At 51.6% G+C, this 26190-nt stretch carries 20 protein-coding genes; 9 read left to right on the forward strand and 11 right to left on the reverse strand.

The genetic code is table 11. The annotated features are described in order from the left end of the window. Positions 1 to 27: 27 nt before the first annotated feature. Positions 28 to 1308, forward strand: a complete 1281-nt coding sequence (hemL, locus tag HRH59_RS00265) for a glutamate-1-semialdehyde 2,1-aminomutase (RefSeq protein WP_173499269.1) — start codon at positions 28 to 30, stop codon at positions 1306 to 1308. Here hemL and HRH59_RS00270 read toward each other — a convergent pair. From HRH59_RS00270 to pepB, 6 genes are all read right to left on the reverse strand, one after another. Then, positions 1305 to 3386: a winged helix-turn-helix domain-containing protein gene (locus HRH59_RS00270; RefSeq protein WP_173499270.1), complete on the reverse strand. Its 2082-nt coding sequence runs from the start codon at positions 3384 to 3386 to the stop codon at positions 1305 to 1307. The genes hemL and HRH59_RS00270 overlap by 4 nt on opposite strands. 82 nt (positions 3387 to 3468) lie before the next feature. Further along, a complete protein-coding gene (locus HRH59_RS00275) occupies positions 3469 to 3696 on the reverse strand; it encodes a hypothetical protein (protein ID WP_173499271.1) in 228 nt (75 codons plus the stop codon). A gap of 80 nt (positions 3697 to 3776) precedes the next feature. Next, a complete protein-coding gene (locus tag HRH59_RS00280; RefSeq protein WP_173499272.1) occupies positions 3777 to 5939 on the reverse strand; it encodes a winged helix-turn-helix domain-containing protein in 2163 nt (720 codons plus the stop codon). 18 nt (positions 5940 to 5957) lie between these two features. Further along, entirely contained in the window at positions 5958 to 8234 is a 2277-nt protein-coding gene (mrcB, locus tag HRH59_RS00285) for a penicillin-binding protein 1B (RefSeq protein ID WP_173499273.1), read from the reverse strand. After that, complete coding sequence (hrpB, locus tag HRH59_RS00290; RefSeq protein WP_173499274.1) at positions 8231 to 10675, reverse strand: ATP-dependent helicase HrpB; 2445 nt, start codon at positions 10673 to 10675, stop codon at positions 8231 to 8233. The genes mrcB and hrpB overlap by 4 nt, the downstream gene beginning before the upstream one ends. 76 nt (positions 10676 to 10751) lie before the next feature. Next, complete coding sequence (pepB, locus tag HRH59_RS00295; protein ID WP_173499275.1) at positions 10752 to 12044, reverse strand: aminopeptidase PepB; 1293 nt, start codon at positions 12042 to 12044, stop codon at positions 10752 to 10754. A 255-nt stretch (positions 12045 to 12299) separates the two neighbouring features. On the opposite strand from pepB, the gene dksA reads away from it, so the two are divergent. From dksA to HRH59_RS00335, 8 genes are all read left to right on the forward strand, one after another. Continuing rightward, complete coding sequence (gene dksA, locus HRH59_RS00300) at positions 12300 to 12749, forward strand: RNA polymerase-binding protein DksA (protein ID WP_173499276.1); 450 nt, start codon at positions 12300 to 12302, stop codon at positions 12747 to 12749. A gap of 13 nt (positions 12750 to 12762) precedes the next feature. Beyond that, a complete protein-coding gene (gluQRS, locus tag HRH59_RS00305; RefSeq protein WP_173499277.1) occupies positions 12763 to 13656 on the forward strand; it encodes a tRNA glutamyl-Q(34) synthetase GluQRS in 894 nt (297 codons plus the stop codon). 153 nt (positions 13657 to 13809) lie between these two features. Continuing rightward, positions 13810 to 15264 (forward strand): polynucleotide adenylyltransferase PcnB, encoded by a 1455-nt coding sequence (pcnB, locus tag HRH59_RS00310; protein ID WP_331460133.1) that lies wholly within the window; start codon positions 13810 to 13812, stop codon positions 15262 to 15264. Then, the gene (gene folK, locus HRH59_RS00315) at positions 15261 to 15761 is read left to right on the forward strand and encodes a 2-amino-4-hydroxy-6-hydroxymethyldihydropteridine diphosphokinase (protein WP_173499279.1); all 501 of its coding nucleotides are present in this window, start codon (positions 15261 to 15263) and stop codon (positions 15759 to 15761) included. Before pcnB ends, folK begins: the two co-directional genes overlap by 4 nt. 53 nt (positions 15762 to 15814) lie before the next feature. After that, complete coding sequence (gene panB / locus HRH59_RS00320; protein ID WP_173499280.1) at positions 15815 to 16606, forward strand: 3-methyl-2-oxobutanoate hydroxymethyltransferase; 792 nt, start codon at positions 15815 to 15817, stop codon at positions 16604 to 16606. Between the two features lie 5 nt (positions 16607 to 16611). Then, positions 16612 to 17454, forward strand: a complete 843-nt coding sequence (gene panC, locus HRH59_RS00325; protein WP_173499281.1) for a pantoate--beta-alanine ligase — start codon at positions 16612 to 16614, stop codon at positions 17452 to 17454. A gap of 107 nt (positions 17455 to 17561) precedes the next feature. Beyond that, entirely contained in the window at positions 17562 to 18542 is a 981-nt protein-coding gene (locus HRH59_RS00330; RefSeq protein WP_173499282.1) for a catalase family peroxidase, read from the forward strand. After that, positions 18535 to 19059, forward strand: coding sequence for a cytochrome b (locus HRH59_RS00335; protein WP_173499283.1), 525 nt, complete (start codon positions 18535 to 18537; stop codon positions 19057 to 19059). Before HRH59_RS00330 ends, HRH59_RS00335 begins: the two co-directional genes overlap by 8 nt. Before the next feature lie 3 nt (positions 19060 to 19062). Here HRH59_RS00335 and HRH59_RS00340 read toward each other — a convergent pair whose 3' ends face one another. The 5 genes from HRH59_RS00340 to panP form a co-directional block, all read right to left on the reverse strand. Continuing rightward, positions 19063 to 21420, reverse strand: coding sequence for an SLC13 family permease (locus HRH59_RS00340; protein ID WP_173499284.1), 2358 nt, complete (start codon positions 21418 to 21420; stop codon positions 19063 to 19065). Next, the gene (locus tag HRH59_RS00345; RefSeq protein ID WP_173499285.1) at positions 21417 to 23297 is read right to left on the reverse strand and encodes an SLC13 family permease; all 1881 of its coding nucleotides are present in this window, start codon (positions 23295 to 23297) and stop codon (positions 21417 to 21419) included. The genes HRH59_RS00340 and HRH59_RS00345 overlap by 4 nt, the downstream gene beginning before the upstream one ends. Positions 23298 to 23553: 256 nt before the next feature. Further along, entirely contained in the window at positions 23554 to 23778 is a 225-nt protein-coding gene (locus HRH59_RS00350) for a hypothetical protein (RefSeq protein WP_173499286.1), read from the reverse strand. A gap of 27 nt (positions 23779 to 23805) precedes the next feature. Then, positions 23806 to 24444 carry a DUF2959 domain-containing protein gene (locus HRH59_RS00355; RefSeq protein ID WP_173499287.1) on the reverse strand — a complete coding sequence of 213 codons (639 nt, stop codon included), beginning with the start codon at positions 24442 to 24444 and terminating at the stop codon, positions 23806 to 23808. Between the two features lie 72 nt (positions 24445 to 24516). Beyond that, positions 24517 to 26163 (reverse strand): pyridoxal-dependent aspartate 1-decarboxylase PanP, encoded by a 1647-nt coding sequence (panP, locus tag HRH59_RS00360; protein WP_173499288.1) that lies wholly within the window; start codon positions 26161 to 26163, stop codon positions 24517 to 24519. Positions 26164 to 26190 lie beyond the last annotated feature (27 nt).

Genomic DNA, 26190 nt, shown 5'->3' on the forward strand with positions numbered 1-26190 from the left:
TTCTTCTTACTTATCGGAAACTGATTTATGTCTTTATCTGCAGAATTATTTCAACGTGCCCAGCACACCATTCCCGGCGGTGTAAATTCGCCGGTGCGGGCATTTAAAAGCGTCGGTGGTATCCCGGTGTTTATTGACCGCGCCGACGGCGCCTATTTGTTTGACGTTGATGGCAAACGTTATATCGATTATATCGGCTCCTGGGGCCCAATGTTGCTTGGCCACAATCACCCGGCCATCCGCAATGCCGTAATAGAGGCAGCGGCTAAAGGTCTAAGCTTCGGCGCACCTTGCCCGGCTGAAGTTACAATGGCCGAATTGGTAAGCAAGTTAGTGCCGAGCATGGAGATGGTGCGCATGGTCAGCTCAGGCACCGAAGCCACCATGAGCGCTATTCGTCTGGCGCGCGGCTATACCGGACGCAATACCATTGTTAAGTTTGAAGGCTGCTACCATGGCCATGCCGACTCTTTGCTGGTAAAAGCCGGCTCCGGCGCGTTAACGCTGGGTGTGCCAAACTCGCCCGGCGTACCTGCCGACTTTGCCAAATACACCCTAACCAGCGAATTTAATAACCTGCCACAGTTAGAGCAGCTGTTTGCACAACATGGCGACGATATCGCCTGTATTATTGTTGAGCCCGTAGCCGGCAATATGAACTGTATCCCGCCTGCAGAAGGCTTTTTACAAGGCTTACGCCAACTGTGTGATCAATACGGCGCAGTGCTGATTTTCGATGAAGTCATGACCGGCTTTCGGGTTGCGCTGGGTGGCGCACAGGCGGTTTATAACGTTAAGCCGGATTTAACCACCTTAGGTAAAATCATCGGTGGCGGTATGCCGGTAGGCGCCTTTGGCGGCAAACGTGAAATTATGCAGCATATTGCCCCGCTGGGGCCGGTATATCAGGCCGGTACCTTGTCGGGTAACCCTATTGCTATGGCAGCCGGTTTAGCGGCATTAACAGAAATCAGTAAACCCGGCGTTTACCAGGCACTTACTGAAAAAACAACGTTTCTCATCAGCAATTTAAAAGCGGTTGCCGATAAACACGGTGTGCCACTGGCTACTAACCAGGTAGGCGGTATGTTTGGTTTCTTCTTTACCGGCGAAGCCACAGTGACAAACTTTGCTCAGGCCACACAATGCAACGTCGACGCTTTTAAGCGCTTTTTCCATCTGATGTTACAGCAAGGTATTTATCTGGCACCATCTGCGTATGAGGCCGGCTTCCTGTCACTGGCTCACACCAACGATGACCTGGCGCAAACTATCGCCGCGGCAGAGCTGAGCTTTAAACAGCTCTAACGGCGATTTTGCAACCAGACAATATCGGTATCGTACGGCCGTTGCCGTACGATATAACCCGGCCCGCTACCATTACTGTATATAGCCGCCGGCACTTCCTGCCCTGTATTTAACAACGGCGAGGTTTGCTGCGATAACCAGTCAAAGCGGTAAATGGTATTGTTATCACCCAGCCAATAGATACCGCTGCTATCACTAAACCATTGCTCAGCATCTGTGCTACGCCAATCAATATACACCGGTAAAGCATGCAACCGGTGGTCCGCTGTCATTAACGCTAATGCTGTTGAGTCAGCAAACTGCAGCACCAGTGCTTGCTGCGGTCCGCAACGCACATCCGTTACGTTATCGGCCAGCGCTGCACTGTGGTTTTCGGCCATTAACTGCCAGCCGCTGTCTGTCAGGGTGGTCCAGTACAACACATTATTGCAGCTGGCATAACGCCCTATCGCGGTGTCCGGCATAGGCAGATAAGGTATTAACTGGCCGGAATCGAGCTCAATGCGGTACAGTTCCGTATTAAGCAGCACTAATAACTGCTGCTGATGCCAAAACAATTGTTGTATGTGCTGCCATTCCGTCAGCCGGGTAAGTTGCCGGCTGTCGCGTCCCTCAGTTAACCAAACCTGGCCGTGTCCTGCCCGCTCAGACACATAAGCTGCCTGACCACTCTCACTTAAAGCCGGCAAACGCTCATTACGGTTACTCATATGCCAGGGCAACAGCCGGCTACGGCTGCTGTCTGCGTTATCAGTTATGTGCAAAATATCTGTGGTGTAATCCAAAAACTGGGTCGCCAATACCTGACCGGGGTAGCGCGACGCCTGTGTAAGATCGCGTGTTAGCCGGCCTAAACTTTGCGTATTATGTGATTTCAGCTCAAAAATCAGCAGCTCTTGCTGCGCGGCAGACAGCAATAAATGCTTGCTATCCCACCAACTGAATTGCTTAACAACATAAGGGAAGCGCGCCAGCACGTCCATCCGGCCATCAGGTAGCTGTAATTGCAGCAAAGCAGAATGGTTCACGGTTTCTTTGGCCAGTAAATATAGCGTGTCGTCACGCAGCAACAGCTGTGATATATCGCGCCAATTACCGGGCAATGCTAACAACCGCTCTGCGGATTGCCCCTGGCGGCCTTGCATCAATTGTAACTGTTGTGTTTGCGGGTCTCTGTCAAGCCACAATACACTATCGTGCCACAGCACTGCGCCCTGAGAAACAACCTGCTGACAAGGCCACAGCGGCTCAGGCAGCCCAATAGCAGGCAGCAGCCGCTGACGGTAGAAATAGCAGTTGTTTGCGCTGCTGTCAGCCCGGAACACAATATGGTGTGCGTCCAGCCACAACGCTTGTGACAAGTTACGGTACTTTTGTGCTAAATGCTCTATGCGCAGATCAGTCAGATTCTGCACAATCCAATTCAGCCTGTTGCTGTCTATCGGTTTATGTTGATACAACACATGAGAGCCGTCGGGATACAACACCGGCCAATATTCCTGACCGCTTAACGCACTGATGGGCGTAATGGTATCCGGCAGTTTTATCAGTGGCGCTGCGGTATAAGTTGCCAACACATACGCCAGGCTGGCACCACCGAGAATTAGTACCGCAGCCGTAACAGCAATAAAGCGCCAGGTTTTTCGTACTTTACCGGCAAAACTAACAGCACAGGCATCGGTAAGCTCAGGCACAACATCGGTGTTATCGGCAGCTAAGCTGATATCCTGCAAAGTCGCCGGTACAATAGCTGCTAACCAGCGGTAGCCTTTTTTTGACGCTGTCTCAATATACACCGGTGCGCGCACATCATCGCCCAAAACCTTGCGCAGTGCCCCCACAGCGCGCATTACTGCAGCATCTGTGCCTTCATCGGCCGGCCAGACTTTTTCAATCAGGGTATCTTTTGCCAGTAGAATATTGGGATGCTGCAAAAAATAATTCAGCAGGCTGTGCAGCCGGGGTTCCAGCCGGATCATGGATTCGGCCTGTGCAGCAGCATCAACCGGCCACAGCTGACCGTAGATCACCTGATAATACCAATCTCCAATTTGTACCACAGGGTCCAGATGTGACATTAAGGTCCGCCCGACAATTGACTGTCGGGTCGGATTATACCCTAACTATAAGAAATGTTTAGTGTTGCCGAATTTACTAACATCAGGCAACTTGTAACAAACTGTTCTCGTCAGCTTTTGAACTATTATCATTTTTGTCTACAAGAATGGTAACCGGCGAATAGTTATCAGGGTCAGTGCAAAGAGGAAACCAGCCACATGCATACAAATTATCCAAATTAAGCTGCTTTGTAGCATGATTATTCTCACCGGCACTGAAAGTCGTTACGCCAACGATAATAAATGCAGATACTAAAATTGATGCTTTCATGGTTATTCCCTTCGGTTAAGTGACGCTTTAACCATAAAAAGGTATTACCAAGATAACTCGATGAATATTAGATAAATTTCTTACAAAGCGTCGATCCCCGGCTCTAACTCTTGAATATCAATGTCGCCAAATTCGTACTCAAGAATAAAAGCATAACGTTCATCAGCACTTATACTAAAACGGCCTAACTGCATTGTTGGTACAGCTACGTCACTCTGTCGTTTAACGAAATCATAATATTTCAGCTGATATTCCATTTCAGAAGTCAGAGATGAGTAATATATGCCTTGTTTTCGAAGCTCGAGCTTCAACATAATTTGCTCATCCGGCAGCTTGATATCAAGCTCTTCCACAGAATCATCTGCATGACGCACAAAAAATTTCTTAGTATTGCTGTCTCGCCACAGAACATATTCAGCTTCACGGCATTCCAGGTAGAGCTCTTTCTCGGTACTGAATACCGTTGAAGATGCCAAATTATTCAGCGGTATAGCAACGACCTGCCACCGGCCCTGATTAGACTCCGCATAAAAAATCTGCTCACCGTTTGCTGACCAGCTCGGTACTCCTACTACAGTGCCCTGCCCCCCTGCAACTTGCAGTGGCTCAGCTTCCTTCCTTATTAACCAGATTTCATTGGTCAGCTGAACCAACAAATTAGTGCCATCAGGGGAAAACGATAAATTCCTGAAACGTTCATTTTTTTGGAAAAATGTAACCTGCTCTTGCCTACCATCCTCATAAAACAGCCATACCTGAGGTAAGCCAGAGCGTCGTGACACCACTGCAGAAGGGCCGCCTGCTACAGGACTAGCCTCGATAAAAGACTCATTCCGGTTTGAACTGAAAACCGGTTGATTATAGTCACTTGAGTTATGAATGCGGTTCGCGACCTTCTTGATATTCATTTTCGAAAAACTACCCACTGAAGCCACGATTTTGCCGGATTTAGTCACTTGAATCTCATTGGCATAGTTATCCGTGTACGCTAACAAACCGGAAGAGGAAGTATTAATATCTATCCTACCAATAGAAGTGGGGCCTGAGGGGTAAATGATTGCCGTATCATCGAGGTTCCAATCGACATTCCCCGGATAAGTATCCTGCACTTGTGTTAATAATTGTGTGGAACGATTGGAAAGATTCATCAACCATATTTGCGCAGAACCTGCAGCATCGCGCAGAAACACTAACTTATCGCCGCGTCGGGAAAAGCGCGCAGAAAAATCACCGAAACTACTGGAAGGAGGCACCGTAAGCTGCTCAGGCACTCTGCTGTCGAGCGCCAATAATTGCAGTACCATTTGTTTTTGCCCATCATCCATACTGGGATATACCAGATAGCGTCCATCCGGTGACCAGGTAATACGGCCAGACACCGTCCTTTTCCCGCATTCAACAAGTAAAGTATCTGACACAACTGATAAATCCTGCGGGGAAAACTCCAACAACCGAATATGACATCCTCCTCCGGAATACATCCGATGATAAGCTATCTTATTCTCAGCCGGGCTAAACACTGCACCAAAACTACTATACGATGGGTCAGTCAACTGCACCCTTTTATGCTCATGCAAGTCTTGTAACTGCAGCACTGTTACATTTTCCGCCTCAGGTGAGGCGTGGCTGAATACCAAATAACGTTCATCTGGCGAAACATTATGATAAAACTCCAATCCATCCATCGCAGTTACAGGCTTATATCGCCACATCGGTATTGATGAAGTATTATCCTCCGATACCACTTCATCTGCCGGCCAGAACAACCAGCTTAATAACATCACCAGCAATGCCATAACTGAAGCACCAAACACTATTGATTGGCGATTTGTTTTTTTTATGTCCGTTGTTGCCGGGATTAACGGCTGGGCAATGTTATTCGGCTGAACCGGCGGCGATATAGCCGACACCGGCGCAATAAAGCGATAGCCGCGTTTGGGGATGGTTTCGATATAACGCGGTTCTCGGGTGTCATCACCCAGGGCTACACGTAATACGCGGATAACCCGGGTAACGCGGCCATCCGACACATCGCGAATGCCCCACACATCCAACAGCAGCTCGTCTTTGGTTACCAGCTTTCCTGCATGCACGATAAAGTAATTGGCCACCTTTTGTGACAAATTATCCAGGTCAGCTGTGGCAATAACTTTGCCGTCAGGGCCAAACTGCACCAGCTTGTCCTGCTCGGGTAAGTATTGCCATTCTCCAACCTGTAACGGGCTGTCGGGTTTTATCGCCATAACGTCAGACAATCGCGGTTATTCTTCTGTGCATTGGGTCATTACAGGCATTTCAACTGAAATCGCAGGTAATAACAATATGTTAAGGCAATTTTGTGCTTGTGCATAACCACTGTTGACAGAAAATGCCTGTAAACTTACCTGTTCAGGCATGGCCCGGACCAACGGATCCGGCGGCTGCAGGCTATGGTAACGACTAAATACGCCCAGGGCCCCGGTTGCTCCGGTAAGGCCGATAGTTTTGTTGTCATCACGGCCTAACCATATCGTTGTCAGGGTTTCCTGATCAAAACCACTAAACCAGCTGTCGCGGTAATCACTTGAGGTACCGGTTTTACCTGCCAGGGTCACGCCGGGAAACTGACGGTTTAACACTTTGGCCGTGCCGGTTTTTGCTGCCTGCATTAAGGCATACTGCAATAAATAGATCTCAGCATCGTTGTAACGCTGGGTCAGTTGGTGGTCACGCATATGCAGCACGTGACCATTGCTGTCTGTTACTGCATACAAAGTCGTTATCTGTTGATGCCTGCCGTTATTGGCCAGAGTTTGATATAACTGACTGACTTCAAGCGGGCTTAACTCTATTGCTCCGAGTAATGCCGCCGGATGTAGTTTTACCTTGCGGTTTAAACCCAACTTACGTAAGCCGTCGCTCACCGCCGGCAAGCCTAACTGCAGGCCTAAACGTACTGTAGGAATATTCAGCGAATTGGCCAGCGCGTCAATTAAACTGACATTGCCACGGTATTGCTTGTCGAAATTCTGTGGTTGCCAGTCCTGGTCGTTGCTGCGCAGCCGTATCGGGTTATCTTCCAGCCGACTACCGAGGGTATAACGGCCACGCTGCGCAAGAGCCTCAAGATAAATTACCGGTTTAATAATGCTGCCGATTTGCCGCCGCGCATCAACAGCGCGGTTAAAGCCGCCCTGCACACCGTCTTTGCTACCCACCATGGCAATAATTTCTGCCTGCTGATAGTTCACTACCACCATCGCAGCCTGCAAATCCGGGTCCAGCGGCGCTAACTGCATTTGCAACGCTTGTTCTGCTGCGCGCTGCGCTTGAGTATCCAGATAGGTAAACACTTTGATGCCCTGGTCACGATATTCCGGGCTGATACTGAGCTGGCGCAGCTCCTTTTTTACCGCATCCAGATAGGCGGCATAGCCAGAATTAAGGTACTGGCCGCGGGGTACAACTGCTACCGGTTGTTGTACGGCCTGTTCATATTGTTGCCGGTTCAATAAATGCTGCTCAAACATTAACCGCAGCACAACGTCACGCCGCTGCTGTGCCCGTTGCGGGTTGCGCCGCGGATCAAAATACGACGGGCCTTTTAACAAACCAATCATTAATGCATATTCTGCCGGCTGCAACTCACTCAGCGGTTTACCAAAGTAAAACCGGCTGCCAAGGCCAAAGCCATGCACGGCGTTAGCATAGTTTTGCCCGACAAACACCTCATTAATATAGGCTTCCAGAATTTGATCTTTATTAAAACGATAATCCAGCACCAGGGCTATCAGCGCCTCATTCGCTTTACGCCACAATGTACGGTCGCTGCTGAGATACATATTCTTTGCCAACTGCTGGGTTAGCGTAGAGCCGCCCTGTACGGTACGGCCGGCCGTAATGTTAACCCATAGCGCACGCAGCACCGACAAGGGCGACACGCCATGGTGATGATAAAACTCACGGTCTTCTACCAACAGCAAGGTGTCTTTAAACAGCTCCGGTACCTGTTCTAACCGCACCAGCTCACGGTCTTCCTGCTGCGCAGCCACCAGGTGCTCAATCAATTGCGGCTCTAATCTGGCAAAGTTAACGGCATCCTGTTGCTGGCGCTGCATAATGCGGTTAATGCCGCTGCGGTTAAATTCGACACTGAACAACTGCGCTGCTTCATAACCGTCGATATAGGTAAAAGCGCGGCGATAAATACTGACATGGTTACGCGACACACTGTACTGGCCCGGCGCACTCAGGGCGGGGTTGCGCTGATACTGCAATGCGTCCAGTTGCGCAATAAGTTGGGGCTGTGTCAGCACTTTGCCCGGCACTAACTCCAGGCTGCGGGCGTATATTTGCGCCGGTACCTGCCATTTCTGACCGCTGAATTTTTTGCTTATTTTACTATCGAGGTAAATCAGGTAAAACGTCAGCAATAACAACAGCAAAAATGCCAACTTGGCGACAAACACTGCGCTGCGTTTCAGATGGGCGCTGAAGGGCTGACGTTCAGCAGCTGCCGGTTTAGCCCGCTTGCCCTTCGCGGCTTTTTTTGTCGTCATTTCAGCATCGCCTTTTTCGTTTTTGTTGTTGGCATCGCTTGCGCCGGATCTTCCGGCCAATAATGTTTCGGATAGCGCCCGCGCATTTCTTTTCTTACCTCTTGCCAGGCATTTTGCCAGAAACTGGCTAAATTTTGTGTGACCTGCAGCGGCTGTCGTGATGGTGACAACAACGCTATGGTGATATTGATCTTGCCATGCAGTAAAGTTGGCGAGCTCATCTGACCATACATTTCCTGAACCCGCACTGAAAGTGCCGGACCGCCTTCGGCCAGGTAATCAATACCGGGCCGTGAACCGGTAGGTGCTTGCCAGTGTGTCGGTAACAGCTGATTTAACAGCTGTTGCTGTTGATAACTTAAACATGCCAGCAACGCATCATACAGCGGCAATTGCGCCAAGGCTGCACTTTTGCTCAGCGGTGCCAGGTAAGCACCCAACCACTGCGGCAGGTTGTTCAACAAGCCATCCTCAGAAAAGTCCGGCCAGGCCACTTCAGGTTGATGCTGCTGTAACAGCGCCACTCTGGCGCGTAACTGCAAAGCTGCGTCGCTCCAGTTAAGGCAACTTAAACCTTTACTACGGATATAGCTTTGCCACGCCTGTTGCTTCTGCTCAGCCGTAAGCTGCAATGCCGCCGGTTTAGCCTGCAGCAGACATTGGCCGAAGTTAAGTTGCTGTTCGGTATAAAAACGACCGTTTTTCTCATCCCAAATAGTGTGCGTTTGCCAGCTTAATTCAGCTTGCCAGTCGGCAGTCAGGCCGTCCGTAGCAATACTCAGCGCATGGTAAATACGGTTTTCACGGCCAAATTGCTGCATATGCAACACCACCAACCAGTCTTGCCCGGTTAAACTGTGGTTATCTTGCAGCACTGCGCCGATACCGTTAGCTAATTGATAGCCCTGGCCACGGCGTTTGGCCAAACGATCGGGAAACGCCCGCAGTGCCAGTATTGCCGTCAGTTGCAACGGCAACTGCTCCGTGAGCTGACAGCCCAGCATACGCGCAAAGCTTTGCGCCTGCTGCCACTGCTGTGGCAGCGCCTGCTTTACACGACCCAACAGGGAGTAAATATCGCCCTGTAGTACCCTTGTATCCTCCAGCAGTGCTGCCAACACACATGCCAGTGCCTGCGCATGCCGGTTGCCTTGCTGTTCCAATGTTTGCGCATGCAGCAACATAGCCGCCAAGCGCGGTTCAGTGCCCAGCTTATGCGCCTGGCGGCCGGCTTTGGTAATAACACCTTTACTGTCAATAAAACCCAGTTGCTGTAGTAACTGCTCTGCTACCGCTAAAGACGCAGCCGGTGGCGGTGTAAGCCAGTTTAAGTCATCCACCTGACAACCCCAGGCGGCAACTTCAAACCGTAGCGCGGTTAAGTCGCTGATTTCAATCTCCGGCGCTTCAAACCGGGCACGGCGCTGCCATTTCTCTGCAGTATCCAGCCGGTAGCAATGGCCCGGCGACAAACGTCCGGCACGACCGGCGCGTTGAATAGCCGATGCCTGACTTATGGCAGCAGTCTCCAGCACGCTTAACCCCTGACGCGGGTTAAACCGGCTTTGCCGGCACAGGCCACTGTCTATCACCACACTAATGCCGTCTATGGTTAAGCTGGTTTCAGCCAGATTGGTCGACAAGACCACTTTACGCAGGCCTGCAGGCGGTGGCGCAATAGCTGCTTGCTGCTGCGCCAGTGTCAGGCTGCCGAGCAAGCGGTGCAGTTGCACATCAGGCGCTACACCTTGTTGCTGCAGTAGCTGTGCGGTTTGGTTAATTTCCGCCTGGCCGGGTAAAAACACCAGAATATTACCCTGATGCCTGCTCAGGGCTTGCTGTACCAGGGCGGCCACTTGCACTGCTAATGGCTGGCTGCCGGGCAAGGCATATTCCACCGTTACCGGGTAACTACGCCCTTCGCTGCTGACCACCGGCGCCGCAAGTTTATCGGCCAGATGGGCCATATCCAGGGTGGCGGACATAATCAGCAGCTGTAACTCTGGCCGTAACTGCTGTACTTCCAGGCACAGTGCCAGCGCTAAATCAGCATGCAGCGAGCGCTCATGAAATTCATCAAATAACAGTAAGTCAACACTGTTAAGTTCGGGGTCTTGTTGCAGCTTGCGGGTGAGTACGCCTTCGGTAACGATAAGCAAACGCGTCTTGCTGCTGTGCTTTTGCTCCTGCCGGATTTGATAACCGACGGTGTCACCCACGGCCTCACCCAGTTGTGCGGCCAGATACGCCGCTATACTTTTCGCCGCCAAACGGCGCGGCTCCAGCATTAGCAGTCTTTTACCGGCAAAATCGGCATGTTGTAATAAGTACAGCGGTAGATAAGTCGATTTGCCGGCACCGGGTGGCGCCGACAAAATCACTTTATTGTGTTGCTGTAACAATGCCAGCAACTGCGGAAAAATATCTGCGACAGGTAACACTACGTAAACCAACAATAACAGTTAATGAGCGGCAGTTTACCTTGTTTCCGGTTGCCGCCCCAACCTTGTTTGCGGCTTAAGCTTCGCCCAGCAGGGCGGCGCTGATAGTGCGAATACCCTGGCCGGTAGCACCGGCGGCCCAATAAGCATTGTTGCTGTTGTTAAATGCTGCGGCCAAATCAAAATGCAACCAACCTTTACCTGCGTTTGGCACAAAGCGGCTTAAAAAGCCGGCGGCATTACTGGCACCGCCGGCACCGCCGCCTTTTACCGGCCGGCTGTTGGCTGTATCAGCATATGCTGACGGGCATTGCTGCTGATGCCAAAGCTCCAGTGGCAACTGCCAGGTCGGTTCCTGTACTTGCTCTGCGTAAGCCAGTGCCTTTTGCGCCAGTGTTTTGTCCAGTGCAAACAGCGCGTTGTATTCGCCGCCCACCGCCGTCATAGCCGCACCGGTTAAGGTGGCCGCATCAATAATCAACCCGGCGCCACTCTCTGCCGCGCACATCAGGCCATCGGCCAATACCAGCCGGCCTTCAGCATCGGTATTAACAATTTCAACCGTGGTGCCGTTTTTGTAGGTAATAATATCGCCCAGCTTATAGGCATTGCTGCTGATCAGGTTTTCCGCGCAACATAAAATAAGCTGTACGCGTTTATCTAACCCCTGCAAAATTGCCAACGCCAGCGCCGCTGTTACCGTAGCGGCACCGCCCATATCACATTTCATCGCCAGCATGCTTTCGGTGGCTTTAATAGAATAGCCGCCGCTGTCAAAGGTGATGCCCTTACCCACCAACGCAGCACTCACCGGTGCCGCTGCATTGCCGGTGGGGTTATAGTCCAGCACCAGCATTGCCGGCTTACGCGCACTACCGCGGCCCACCGCATGCAGGCCGTTCCAGCCCTGTTGCAATAGTTGTTGATCCAGCAAAATATGGCTGTTAACTGTACCTTTTGCCGCAATATCTGTAATAAAAGCAGTGGCTTGCTTTGCCAGTTGCTCCGGGTACAACTCATCAGGAGTTTGATTAATGAGCTGCTTGGCCCAGTCAAAACATTGCGCCAGTTGTGCCAACTGTGTGGTTAGCGCGCTATCACCACAGAACTGCACGCCACCTTGTTTTTTGGCGCTGCAAAAGCCCTGATAAAACGCCCATTGCAGCTCTAATGTCCAGTTATCACCACTTAACTGTACCTGTGTCAAACCCAGGCCATCTAAACTACGGCCGGCTTTTTGTACACTGCGCAATGCGTCAGCCGCGTTAAGATGAATTTGAAAACCGCTGCCGGTTGGCGTAAGCGTCGCTTTGCCCCATTTATTAGCGGCGCTTTCTGTTTGAAGCTGAATTTGCACAACATCTGCCATGTGTCACCCTTGTTATCCATGCGGTATATGATGATAAGAAGTGTACCACAAGGCGTTGCGCGCAGCAGGAGAGCGCGTTATTTTGTCATTTTGCCACGCTAAACTGCACCGCTGAAACTGCCGGATGAAATAAGATGACGGCTTGCTGTGCAGTCTGTATACTTCCGCGTCTTTTTAAATCTGATTGCGATGCCGGCAATATTCTGCTATCTATAGCCGCCATATTTTTTGCCAGGCATTATACAGGAGATGATTATGCCAGAGGGTAAGACTACAAAAACGCTGGGCTTACTGGCCCTTGCAGGTGTAGCGCCATACCAGGAAGCGGTCGGGGAAGAGTATATGAACCCGAAGCAACTGGAACATTTCCGCCGCATTCTTGACGCCTGGCGTCAACAGTTGCGCGAAGAAGTTGACCGCACCAAGAACCATATGGCGGACGAAGCCGCTAATTTCCCGGATCCGGTAGATCGTGCCGCCCAGGAAGAAGAATTCAGTTTAGAACTGCGCGCGCGGGATCGTGAGCGTAAGCTGCTGAAGAAAATTGAGAAAACCCTGCAAAAAATCGAAGATGAAGACTTTGGTTACTGCGATACCTGCGGTATTGAAATTGGTATTAAACGCCTTGAAGCCCGTCCTACGGCTGACATGTGTATCGATTGCAAAACCTTAGCAGAGATCAAGGAAAAGCAACTGGGCGGCTAAGATGCCCGCTCAGATGCCAGGTTATACTCCCGCTTATATCGGCCGGTTTGCGCCCTCGCCTTCCGGCCCGCTTCATTTCGGTTCTCTTATCGCCGCTGTTGGCAGTTATCTGCAGGCAAAAAGTCAGCATGGCCGCTGGCTGGTGCGGATGGAGGACATTGACACTCCGCGCATGGTGCAAGGTTGCGACAGCGATATTCTGCGCACGCTGGAACAATTCGGCTTAGAGTGGGATGATGCAGTGCTGTACCAAAGCCAGCGCCAGGCCCGCTACCGCGAAGTGTTCAATCAGTTACAGCAGCAACAACTGATTTATGCTTGCCAATGCAGCCGCAAACAAATAACGGCGATGGGTGGTATTTACGACAACCGCTGTGCTTCGCAGCATTTAGCCGCTGATAACCTGGCTTGGCGCCTGCGCAGCCACAACGTTAGCACGCAATTTAACGATGCGCTGTTTGGCGCGCAGCACATAACGCCAAAACTGGCACAGGAAGATTATATTATTAAACGCCGCGATGGCTTATTTGCTTATCAGTTGGTGGTAGTGGTCGATGATATCGACCAGGGCGTAACGGAAGTGATCCGCGGTGCGGATTTACTGGAGATGACACCGCGCCAGCAAGCATTATGCAGCCTGCTTGGTGCGCCGCAGCCGCGCTATGGCCACTTGCCGCTGGCCGTGCTGCAACCCGGTTTTAAACTGAGTAAACAAAACCATGCTGCGGCCATCAGCCAATGGCCGGCTGTAGAAGTGATGTATAAAGTACTGTGTTTTCTTGGCCACCCGCCGCCGGCAGAATTAAAGCAGGCGCCGGTGGCAGAGCAGTTAAACCTGGCTATCAGCCAGTGGCAACTTGCTAAAGTACCGCTGCAAATGGAAATATGCAGTACAGAATTTCGTTAAGCCGGTCCGGTTTAATTCTTTTTTTGCTGCGGCTGCGGTATTATTAGCCGTTTTTTTAAATGCAGCTCAGGGCTGTTTCAAAATGTAGCCCCGCGCTGTTGCAGAATGTCGCTCAGGGTTGTATTTGTCAGGAGAATTATCATTATTTCGCGAGTGTTAGATTTTTGCCGCCGCACCTTTGGCACTAAGACCAAAGCTACCAAGGCAGGCCACCCTAAAAGCAAAGCTGCCGGTAAAGTAACGCAGACGCCACGCCCTGCTGCCGGTGCCAGCCTGTTGCCGCAAGTACAGCGGTTAAGCCGTGACCAGCATGCTATTTCGCGTAAAGACATCAGCCCGAATGCGCTTAAGGTGTTGTATCGCTTAAAGGATGCCGGTTTTGATGCCTATCTGGTTGGTGGCTGTATCCGCGACTTACTGCTGGGTATCAAGCCAAAAGATTTCGATGTGGTAACCAATGCAAAACCGGAGCAGGTAAAGCAGGTATTCCGTAACTGCCGCTTAATCGGCCGGCGCTTTCGCTTAGCGCACGTGGTATTTGGCCGTGAGGTCATTGAAGTGGCTACTTTTCGCGGCCACCACAGTGGCAGCGAAGATGAAGACGATACCGCACCTAAGCTGAAAACCGCCAGTTTAAGCGATCATGGCCAAATTCTGCGCGATAACGTTTACGGCACTATTGAAGAAGATGCCGAGCGGCGCGACTTTACCATTAACGCGCTGTATTACTCGGTGAATGACTTTTCGGTCTACGACTTTGCCAACGGTATTCCCGCTATAGCAGAGCGTAAAATTGAGCTGATTGGCGACCCGGAAACACGTTATCGGGAAGATCCTGTGCGCATTTTGCGCGCCATCCGTTTTGCCACCAAGTTAAATATGCATATTGCTCCGGCTACTGCAGCACCTATCCCGCAGCTGGCAGTAATGCTGAAAAATATTCCGCCACCGCGCTTATTTGACGAGCTGGTAAAACTGTTGCTGGCCGGCAAAGCATTCGACAATTTTATGTTGATGCGCGACACCAGGGTGCTGAAACAACTGTTGCCGCAACTGGATAAACTGTTAAAGCAAGAGCCGGAAGGCAAAGCATTTCAGTTAGCCACCAAGGCGCTGCAAAACACTGATGCCAGGGTTGACGCCGATAAACCGGTCACGCCGGCCTTTATTTTCGCCGCCCTGTTATGGTACCCGGTAGAGCTGCGCAGCCAAACACTGGTGACTGACGGCTTAAGCGAAATTGATGCAATGAATATCGCTATGACCGAAGTGCTGGACGATATCCAGCGTACTATTGCTATTCCTAAACGTTTTACCCTGGCCATGCGCGATATCTGGGCACTGCAAAGCCGCTTAACCAAGCGTGCCGGCCGACGCGCCTTTAAATTGCTGGAACAGCCTAAATTTCGCGGTGCCTTTGACTTTCTGCAACTGCGTGCTGAAGCCGAAGGCGGCAGCTTAATTGAACTGGCGCAATGGTGGGAAAGGTTCCAGTTTGCTGACGAACCAGACCGGTTACAGCTGATTAATCAACTGGGTAAAGACGGCATAGACAAAGGCCCGCGGCGCCGGCGCACTTATAAACGCAAGCCAACGGCAGGACAATGACACCGCAACGCTGTTATATCGGTTTAGGTGCCAACCTGGAGCAGCCATTAGCGCAGTTGCAGCAGGCGGTGGCTGCGCTTAAGCAGATGCCGCACAGCTCGCTGGTGGCGGTGTCCGGCTTTTACGGCTCTAAACCAATGGGGCCGCAAGACCAGCCGGATTACGTTAACGCCGTAGCGGCAATAGACACAGCACTTAGCCCGGAGCAATTGCTCGATGCATTGCAGCAGATAGAACAACAACAAGGCCGCACGCGCAAAGCAGAGCGCTGGGGCGCGCGTACGCTGGATTTGGATATTCTGCTGTACGGTAATCAGGTTATTGCCACTGAGCGCTTAACAGTGCCGCATTATGGCCTGCGCGTACGCGAATTTGTGCTGTATCCACTGTTTGATATTGCCCCACAGCTTAGCCTGCCGGACGGTACTGTATTATCCTCTTTACTGGCGCAGGTACCGCTTAACGGCCTGCAAAAACTCAACAGCAGTTGCAGCTAGTCGCACTTTGTGCGATCTTGCGCGTCCTGCGTTAATGGTCGGATGAGAAGATTATGGCTAAGATCACCACTGCCGTACTACAGAAAATGAAGCAGCAAAGTGACAAGATCACCATGCTGACGGCCTATGATGCCAGCTTTGCCAAGTTATTTGCCGAACAAGGCGTCGACGTGCTGTTGATTGGCGACTCCTTAGGGATGGTGCTGCAAGGCCACGGCGATACCCTGCCGGTCACTATCAGTGATATTGCCTACCATACCCGAGCAGTGCGCGCCGGCGCTCCGGATGCCTTTGTTATCGCCGATATGCCGTTTATGAGCTACGGTACTTTAGAACAAACACTGCAAAGTGTAGTACCGCTGATGCAGGCCGGTGCCAATATGGTAAAACTTGAAGGCGGCGACTTTTTACTGCCTACGGTAAAAGCGCTAACTGAGCGCGGCGTACCGGTATGCGGCCACCTGGGGTTAACACCGCAGTCGGTGCATATTTTAGGCGGCTATAAAGTGCAGGGCAAAACCGACGCCGCCGCCGATGCGATGCTGGCGCAGGCTAAAGCGCTGCAAGACGCTGGTGCACAATTGCTGGTACTGGAATGCATACCTACCGCGTTAGCTAAACGCGTCACTGCTGCGTTAACCATTCCGGTGATTGGTATTGGTGCCGGTAATGTGACCGACGGTCAGGTGCTGGTAATGCACGACTTACTCGGCATTAGTAGCGGCTATATTCCGAAATTTTCCAAAAACTATCTGGCGCAAACCGGTGAGATAAGAAGCGCTATCGCCGCTTATGTCAGCGAAGTGAAAAGCCAGACCTTCCCTGCCAACGAGCACAGTTTTTAAGCCCGATGAAAATCATTAATTCTGTTCCGGCCCTGCGGGCGCAAATAAGTGGCTGGCGCCAAAACGGCGAACGCATTGCCTTTGTGCCAACCATGGGCAACCTACACAACGGCCACTTAAAACTGGTTGATGTCGCCAAAAGCCGTGCCGATCGCGTTATTGTCAGCATCTTTGTTAACCCGATGCAGTTTGGCAAAAACGAAGATCTCGACAGCTATCCCCGTACGCTGGAGGCCGATTGCGCCGGTTTAACCGCCCACGGCGCCGATGCGGTATTTACGCCAACGCCGGAGCTGATGTACCCGCGAGGCCTGGACGTACAAAGCTTTGTTGAAGTGCCGTTGCTGGGCGATTTACACTGCGGTGCCAGCCGTGCCGGCCATTTCCGTGGCGTGTCTACCATAGTATGTAAGCTGTTTAATCTGGTGCAACCGGATATTGCCTGTTTTGGCCAGAAGGATTATCAGCAACTGGCGATTATCCGCCAGATGGTAACTGATTTATCCCTGCCAATTGAGATTATCGGCGTACCGACCGAGCGCGCAGCTGATGGCCTGGCGCTAAGTTCACGCAATGGCTATTTAACTGCAACAGAGCGGGCCAAAGCACCGGCGCTGTATAAGATATTGCAACAGCTTAAAGCCGGCATTGACGCCGGCAACCATGACTACCGGGCACTGGAGCAACAGGCTAAACAGCTGCTCAGCGCAGCGGGCTTTGTGCCTGATTACGTTAATATCAGCAATCAACACAGCCTGGTGCCGGCGCTTGATGCCAGCGAGCCCAAAGTGATCCTGGCCGCCGCCAGATTGGGCACCACCCGCTTGATTGACAATCTGGAGCTATAAGTTTTAGTTGTTGAAAGATAATACTCACACCACCGGTCCTTGTGGGCTGGTAGTGTTTTTCCGGCCTGTCTTCAGCTGAAGACAAAACCTATAACGAGTATTTTCTGATGAAACATCTGTATTTAGCGCTATTACTATTGCCGGCCATTGGCTTAAGTGCGCAACCCCCTGCGCGGGTTTCGGCGCAGCAGTTTGTCGACTTGCAACAAGGCAACACAGCTTTTGCAGGCTTTCGCCGCGCCCATGCCAAAGGCCTCTGCGTCAGTGGTGAGTTCAGGTCAAACGGTAATCTGCAAAGTTACAGTAAAGCCAGCTTATTTCAGCCGGGCGTTACGCCCTTTGTTGGCCGTTTATCCATCGCCGGCAATAACCCTACAGCCCCTGATTTAAAAGCGCCGGTGCGCAGCCTGGCATTAAGTTTCAGCCTCAGCCGCACTGAACAATGGCGGCTGGCAATGAATACACCGCCGGTAATGGCAGTTGCTGACCCACATAGCTTTTATCAGCAAATACAGGCCATTCAGGCCGGCCCGGACGCCATAAAACAATTTTTTGCGGCCCACCCCGAAAGCAACGGTTTTTTAACCTGGGCCGCGCAGTATCAGCCAACGGGCAGCTTCGCCGCTGAAACCTATCACAGTATTAACGCCTTTTATTTGCTAAATGCCAACGGCGAGCAGCAAGCTGTGCGCTGGGCAATGCAGCCAACCGTATCAGTGGCTTCCGGCAACCTGCTGGGCAATGATGCCCTGCAACAGGAAATAGCCGCCCGGATTGCGGCTGATCAGGTAGTATTCGATTGGGTGTTTACCCTGGCAGATGCTGCAGATGATGAAACTAATTCAACCAAAGCATGGCCTGCAAGCCGCCAACAGATCACTGCCGGACAAATAGTACTTACCGGCAGCACAGCTCAGCTTGACGGCGACTGCCATGCCATAAATTTTGACCCGCTGGTATTGCCTACCGGTATTACAGCAACCGCCGACCCTATTCTGCGGGCGCGTTCTGCAGCCTATGCAGAATCCTACCGACGCCGGGCAAAAGAGCAGCTACAAGGTGCATTACAGGAGAGTAGCAATGAGTAAGCCGGCACAGTTTTCATTGTCCATGCGGATATTACACTGGGGTATGGCGGCGCTGGTTTTGTCAATGCTGGCCGCCGGCCTGTTAATGATCCGCTCACTTGAGCCCTGGCAACTGACCATCATCACGCTACACAAGGCATTCGGAGTAATTGCTGTAGTGTTGGTGACGGTTAGGCTGCTTAATCGCCTGCGACATCAGCTACCGGCATTACCTGATGATTTATCCGCGTTACAAAAAAAAGCGGCCACGGCGTCACATTGGCTGTTGTATAGCTTGCTGTTCGCTATGCCCGTTTCCGGCTACTTAATGCAATATTTTGCCGCCAGACCAATAGAGGTGTTTGGCTGGTTTCGTCTACCGGCCGCATTGCAGGTTGATATTTACTATTACGCGCTGTTTCGTGAACTGCATGGCTGGCTGGCCATAGCACTAGCAGGCATGATAGCACTGCATGTCGGCGCTGCGCTGCACCACCATTTTATTCGCAAAGACAACGTATTAAAAAGTATGTTGTAGCCGCTAAGGCGCCGTTAGCGGCCAAAATAGCGGCAATAAGGCCATGGTAATAATAAACAGCAGCAGGCTTAACAGCCCGCCGACTTTTAAATAATCGACAAAACGATAGCCGCCCGGCCCCATTACCAATGTATTGGCGGCGTGTGACACCGGGCTGGCTAAACTGGTCGCCGCTACCGCCACCACCATCATGGCACTGTGACCACTGACGCCAAGTGCCGTACTTAACAGCAGACCAATTGGCGCCATAATCAGCACCAGCGCCACGGTGGGTACCACCAGGGTGCCAAGTGCTGTAACCAGATACAAACCCGCCATTACCGCCAACGGGCCGAATTGGCCTAACCCTGCCTGTACCCCATCGGCTAACCAGGCTGCGGTACCGGAGTGCTGCATTGCCAATCCCAGCGGCAACATACCGGCGATGAGGAAAATTGAGCGCCAGTCGATGGCCGCATAGGCCTGCTCCATGGTTAAGCAACGGCTGGCCACCATTAAGGTTGCCGCCAGCACCGCCGCCAAATAAACCGGCAACACGCCGGTTACGGTGAGCAATACCATCAATGCTATCAGGCCTGCGGCCAGTGGGGCCTTACTGACATTAACCGGTTTTACCTGCACCGGGTTCATCACGATAAGATGTTCGCTGTCGGTCAGCATTGCCAGCCGCGGCCGCGGGCCGACAATTAACAGCGCATCACCGGCTTGCAGTATCATACTGCCCAGCGCAGAGCGATAAGCGCGCCCCTGTCGCCAAATAGCAGACACCTCAACTTTGTATCGTTTGTCCAGTTGCAGTGCATTCACGCTCTGGCCAATGTATTTGCTACGCGGGTGCAGCGTGGCCTCTAACAGTTCCAGCTTACCTTTGGCGAGTAAATCCAGATAAGGCGACATATCGTCCAGCCGCTGCAATTCTTTAAAGCCGCGCAGAATATCGAGGTCTTCTTCGCGGCCCTGGATCAACAGTAAATCACCGGCCTGCAGTTTATCGTCCGAGTGAAACTGCTGCATAACCTCACCCTGACGGAATAAACCCAGCAGCCGAAAGTCAAAAGCGTCCCCCAGCCGGTTATCGGCAAAACTGCTGTCTACCAGCGGGCTGTCGGCGGGCAGGCCCAACACAAACAAGCGCTCTTCCAGCTTATACTGCTGTTTTACCTCATCAGCACCCAATAACTGTACGTTACTAAACTCGCTGTGCTTGCTTATCTGCTCCACGGCACTGTGGCTGCCCTGCACCAGAATTTTATCACCGGCCTCCAGCGATAAATCAGTCAGCCGGGTGCGCAATGTTTGGCCGGCACGCTTTATCGCCAACACGTTCAGCTGATAACGCTCGCGAAAGCGGTAATGCTGCAGTACTTCACCTACCAGATTGCTGTCGGCAGCAACATCCAGCTCAGCCACGGCACTGGCCGCCAATAGCTTTTCGTGTAGTAACGGTGCTTCGCGCTCTATGGTTAACGAGTTCCAGCTACGCAGCCGTTCAAAGCGGCTGAACTTGCCCTGAGCCAGCACAATATCGCCGGCTTTAAGTACCGTATGGCGTGATGGCAGGGTAAAGGTTTCATTGCCCCTGGTCAGGGCAATAACCATCAGGCCGGCAGTGCTAATCAGGCCCGACTCTTCCAGCGTGTGCCCGGCCAGTAAAGACGGCGTTGGCAAACGCAGAGCGAAGATGCGCTCTTGCAGGCCATATTGCTCACTGAGGTTTTTACTGCCGGCCAGGCCGGCGCGGCCGGGGTCGGTATCAGGTAATAAATGCCGGCCGATAAAGGCAACAAACAAGGTGCCGGCCAATAGTACCGGCAAGCCAATCAGGGCAAAATCAAACAAGTTAAAGCCTTGCTGACCGGTTTTTTCCAGTGCAATGCTGACCAATAAATTAGGCGGCGTACCAATCAAGGTAATTAAGCCACCCAGCATGGCGCCAAATGCCATTGGCATTAATACTTTGGCCGGTGATATACCGCAGCGCCTGGCGGCCTCTACCGTTACCGGCAGCAATAATGCCACCACGCCGATATTACTCATAAACGCGGATAACACGCCGGCGACCAGCATAATAACCACGATCATCTGTGTTTCGCTGTTACCGGACAAACGAATAACCCTGCGGCCAATACCATCGGCAATGCCGGCGCGGGTTAAGCCCTCACTCATAATAAACATGGCCCAAACCGTGATCACCGCCGGGTTGCTAAAACCACTGACCGCTTCTGCCGGCGACACCAGCCCCAACAAAGCCAGCACACATAACACCAGTAAGGCGACAACATCCATCCGCAGCCAGCCGGTAACAAACAGCAGCAATGCCGCAGCCAGTATTAATAATACCAGGGCAATTTCCAGTGTCATAACGGCCAGAACACCAGCAGTAAGGGCATGGCGACAACAACAACCAACAGCTCGAGTGGTAAACCCAGCCGCCAATAATCTCCGAATTTAAAGCCGCCCGGCCCCAGTATTAAGGTATTGTTCTGATGGCCTATCGGTGTCAAAAATGCGCACGACGCGCCTATGGCTACCGCCATCAGAAAGGAATCGGCATTAACATTCAGCGACATAGCCGCGCCAATAGCGATCGGGCACATCACGGCTGCCGTTGCTGCATTGTTCATTAAATCGGACAGAAACATAGTAATAATAAGCACCATGGCCAGTGCAACAACTGCATCCCCCCTGGCAACATATTCCATCAATACACCGGCAATCAGCGCTGCAGTGCCAGTAGCTTCCATGGCCCCGGCAACCGGAATCAAGGCGGCCAGCAGTACTATTACCGGCCAGTCTATCGCAGCGTACACTGAGCGCGGCGGCACCGTTTTAAACACCATTGATGCCAGTACACCCATGGCAAAAGAAATCGCGGCCGGTAACAGGCCAAAAGCAGCGCCAGCCACCGCAGCCAACATAATTATGCCGGCCAGTGTTGCCTGGCGCTTATCAGGAATTTTTAACTCTCTTTTTGCCAGCGGTACACAGCCATAGTCACTGGCAAATTCCAGCACGCTTTCACTGGTGCCCTGCAGTAATAATAAGTCGCCCGCTTGCATCCTGAAGTTGCGTAAGCGCGATTTCGACCGGTTACCATCCCGCGACACCGCCAGCAAGTTCAAACTATAGCGCGAGCGCAGCATGATGTTGGTGGCAGAACGCCCCTGTAAGTTTGATTCCGGCCGCACTACCAGCTCCATAAACACAATATCTTCGCCGCTTGCTGACTTAGTATCCTGCGTCTTGTCCGGCGTTGCCTTTTCGCCGGAAGCGCCTGTCTGGCTATTTTCCTCCTGATCAGTGGGCAAGTTTTCAGCATCGTCCTGCTCACTTTTGGCCACTTTTTCCACTGTTACAGACTCTTCCAACTCCAAACCCAGCGCAGACAACACTGTTCCTAACGAATCAACCTCAGCTTCCAACACCAGAATATCGCCGGCGCGGATCACACGGCCACCACTGGGTGCATTAATTTTTACATTGTTGCGGATAAGACCAACAATTTGTGCGCCACTATCATCAAACTCATTTTCTATGTCGTATAAACGTTTATCGGCAATTTTGCTTTTTTCTGTTACCCGCGCCTCCGTCAAATAAGCGCCGGTTTCAAAGCCCTCAGTATCGGCTTGCTTACGCGCCGGCACTAAACGCCAGGCCAGCACTACAAACACGCAGCCTGTCAATGCGACGGCAAGACCTACCGGCGTAAAATCGAACATACCAAAACCAGAGCCACCCTGCTGTGCCCGAAATCCGGAGACAATTAAATTGGGAGGTGTACCAATCATGGTTGTCATACCGCCCAAAATAGTCCCGAACGCCAGCGGCATCAGTACTTGCCCGGGTGGCACATCCAAGCGGTTGGCAACCTGCAGCGCCACAGGCATTAGCAATGCCAGCGCACCCACGTTGTTCATAAAGCCCGACAGCAGCGCCCCCATGCCCACCAAAGCCGCCATACTCACAATTAATCCGGCATTTTTCGGCATGGCATGGCGGGCAAGCACATCTACCGCGCCGGAGCTTTGTAAGCCCGCACTTAACACCAGCACACATGCCACGGTAATAACGGCCGGATGACCAAAGCCATTGAAAGCGATAGCCGGCTCGATAACACCGCCAAGTACACACGCCAGCAAAGCGGCCAGCGCCACCATATCATGACGCCAACGGCCCCATAAAAACATGCCGATAGTGACCAATAAAATCAAAATAATAATGCTTTGCGCCGTCGTCATAATGCATTCCGCGGGTTGATTAAACTCTCTGCAGCTAAGTGCTACCGGCCACAATCATTGATTAATAATTTACAACATCAAGACAGAAAAAATGCCGTAGATCAAGTTATAACAGCACTGATAGCGATACTCTGTAGCAAATATGTATAGTGGGGGGAGTGACAGTTTTACAAAGCAAAACGCGGGAAGAACGGGAAGCAATTGTTATTACTGTGCTGCATTCCCGTAAAAAGACGGCTGGCAAGCCAGCCGTATGCTAAAAACCGGAACGGAACTTAGCGGCATCGATAATAGCCCATAAGTGGGCGATAGCGGCAATAATACCCGGCACAATCAGCCACCAGGTGGCATAACCGGCAACACATATTACGAAAAATAATAGCGCAGCTAAAATCCGCCCCTGCACCAACTGGCCTAAACCGGGAATAAATACATTACATAGCGCGGCGATAACATTCCCGCCGGAACCCTGACCTGACATACATTGGCCCTCTGTGACTGATTTCGGTTATTGTTTTAACGTTGCGACAAATTGCTCAGACTGAGCAATGGCGCTATTCATATCGGCAATAAGCCGGTTAATATCTTTTTGTACTGAGTTGAACTCGCCCTGCAAAGCGCCGATAGCCTTCGCATTTAAGTTATGCTTTAAATACAAGGTATTGTCTTTAAGTGATGCCAATACAGGCTGCATACTTTGCTCAGCGCGGCGCATGGTTTTTAGCAGGCTGGTGTATTGCTTACGGGTATTTGCAAGTTTGCGGGCACTGTCTTGCTTTAATTTGGCATTGCTGTACTGCTCCAGCTCGTCCTGCCATTCATCAAACAGCGCTTCGGCAACCGTTTCAATACTGTTAATGCGCTTACTGACATCTTCAGCGGCGGCACTGCAGGCCTGATACTCGCTGTCGGTGGTTTCATACATACGCTGTAAATCGCCACCGTCAAATTTAATCAGACTGCTAAATTGCTCCAATGCCGACTTAAACTGCTGCTGTGCTTGTTGTTGCGACTGCTGCGCTTCCTCTACCCTGTCGACCAGAATATCGCGTTTATGCACGCCGACTTTTTCCATGGCAGAGTAATAGGCACTTTGGCAAGCCGTAACACTGAGTAACAAAGGCAGTATAAGCAAAACATAACGCATAAAATCAGTCCGTTGCCGTAAAGGTAATGCCTGATAATAGCTTGTCATGCAACTTAGAACAAACCGGAGATATCAGGCAGACAGCTCTTTTGCCAGTTGTAATAGCTTGGGATAAAACTCTTTATCCAACTGCGCCAGCTGATCCTGCTCTACCAATACATCGTGCAAAATTTGCTCGGTGGTAAGCGGGTTAGCCAATACTACGCGAAACACGATAGTTTCCTGGCGCTGATATCTCGCCGGGGTTAACCGCGTGCGTGACACGAAAGATTTACCCTCTTCACGCTGACGTTTCTGAATGAACTTAGTTAAGCCGTTTAGTAACTCGTTAAAGCGCTGCAGTTGTTCCGGGGTAGCGCTGGCCATGGCTTTTTGCACCTGCGCCGGTACATAGCGGTAGGTTAACAGACACAGTTCCGGTTCGGTTATCAGCTCGAAATCAATATTGTGCGAAATTAAGGTGGCAAAATAACGCGCTTTTTCCAGACTGCGGTTAATGAGAATCTCATAACCGTCACGGCCAATTACCTGCAAACACGCATGCACCAGCATCGCCATGCCCGGGCGCGAGCCCTCCAGCGTCTGGCTGCCTAAATCTTTTGAACCTTTACGCAGGATATACTCGGCGTGGTGCTCAATCGCATGCGCGGCAGAAGGGTGCTTAAACACTACCATGCCGGCGCCCATCGGCACATACATTTGCTTGTGCGCATCTATGGTGACGGAGTCGGCGCGCTCAATACCGGCCAACAGATGGCGGTACTTATTCGATAGCAAGGTCGCACCGCCCCAGGCGGCATCGACATGAAAATGGCACTGATACTGCTCCGCTAAATCGGCCAACTGATGCAAGGGGTCAACATTACCGGTTTCGGTAGTACCGGCCACACCCACAATAGCTAACACGCGGATGTTGGCAGCTTGTAGTTCAGCCATTTTTTCTGCCAACGCAGCGGTATCAATTTTATTATTGGCGTCGGTTTTAATCGAGATCAATGACTCGCGGCCAATGCCCAGCACATCGGCGGCTTTACCCAAGGAGTAATGGCCGCGCTCGGATACCAGAATAGCCAGGCCGTCGTAGCCGTAGTGTTTCATCGCCTTAAACAGGCCTTCGCGGGCGATGCCTTTAAAGTCGCCATCGGCTTTTAACAGGCGGTTACGTGCTATCCACAGCGCAGTGATATTGGCAATGGTGCCGCCGGAGCAAAACGCGCCCAACGAATGGTTGGCACTGTGCATCCACTTTTTATAAAAGCCGTCACCCTCGCCGTACACCAGATGGTGCATCATGCCCAGCACCTGACGCTCCATCGGCGTAAAGGCTTTGGAGGTTTCAATTTTTACCAGGTTTTGGTTTAGCCCCACCATCATTTTTGACAGTGACAACACAAAATACGGCAAAGCAGATGTCATATGGCCGATAAAACTCGGCGCCGCGGTATGCACCGAATGCGCCACCAGCTTTTGCATCAGGCTTTCGGCGTAATCTGAAACAAAATTCGGCATTTGCGGAATATGATGCGCCTGAAAATCGCGCTCGATTTGCCACAGCGGTTTTTCTACCGCCACGATGCTTTCACGCAAAAAACCGGCCAGATTCTGCGACAGATTCTGCTCAATAATACTCAGTGTTGAGTCGGGCGCTTCCGGCACCGTGAAAATGCGCCATAATGCTTCCTCTGAAGCGGTTGCCTGGCGTTTACTGGATTCTGTCATGCGCTTGCTACTCTGCATACGGTTTCA

The sequence above is a fragment of the Rheinheimera lutimaris genome (assembly GCF_013283795.1).
GTDB lineage: Bacteria > Pseudomonadota > Gammaproteobacteria > Enterobacterales > Alteromonadaceae > Alishewanella > Alishewanella lutimaris.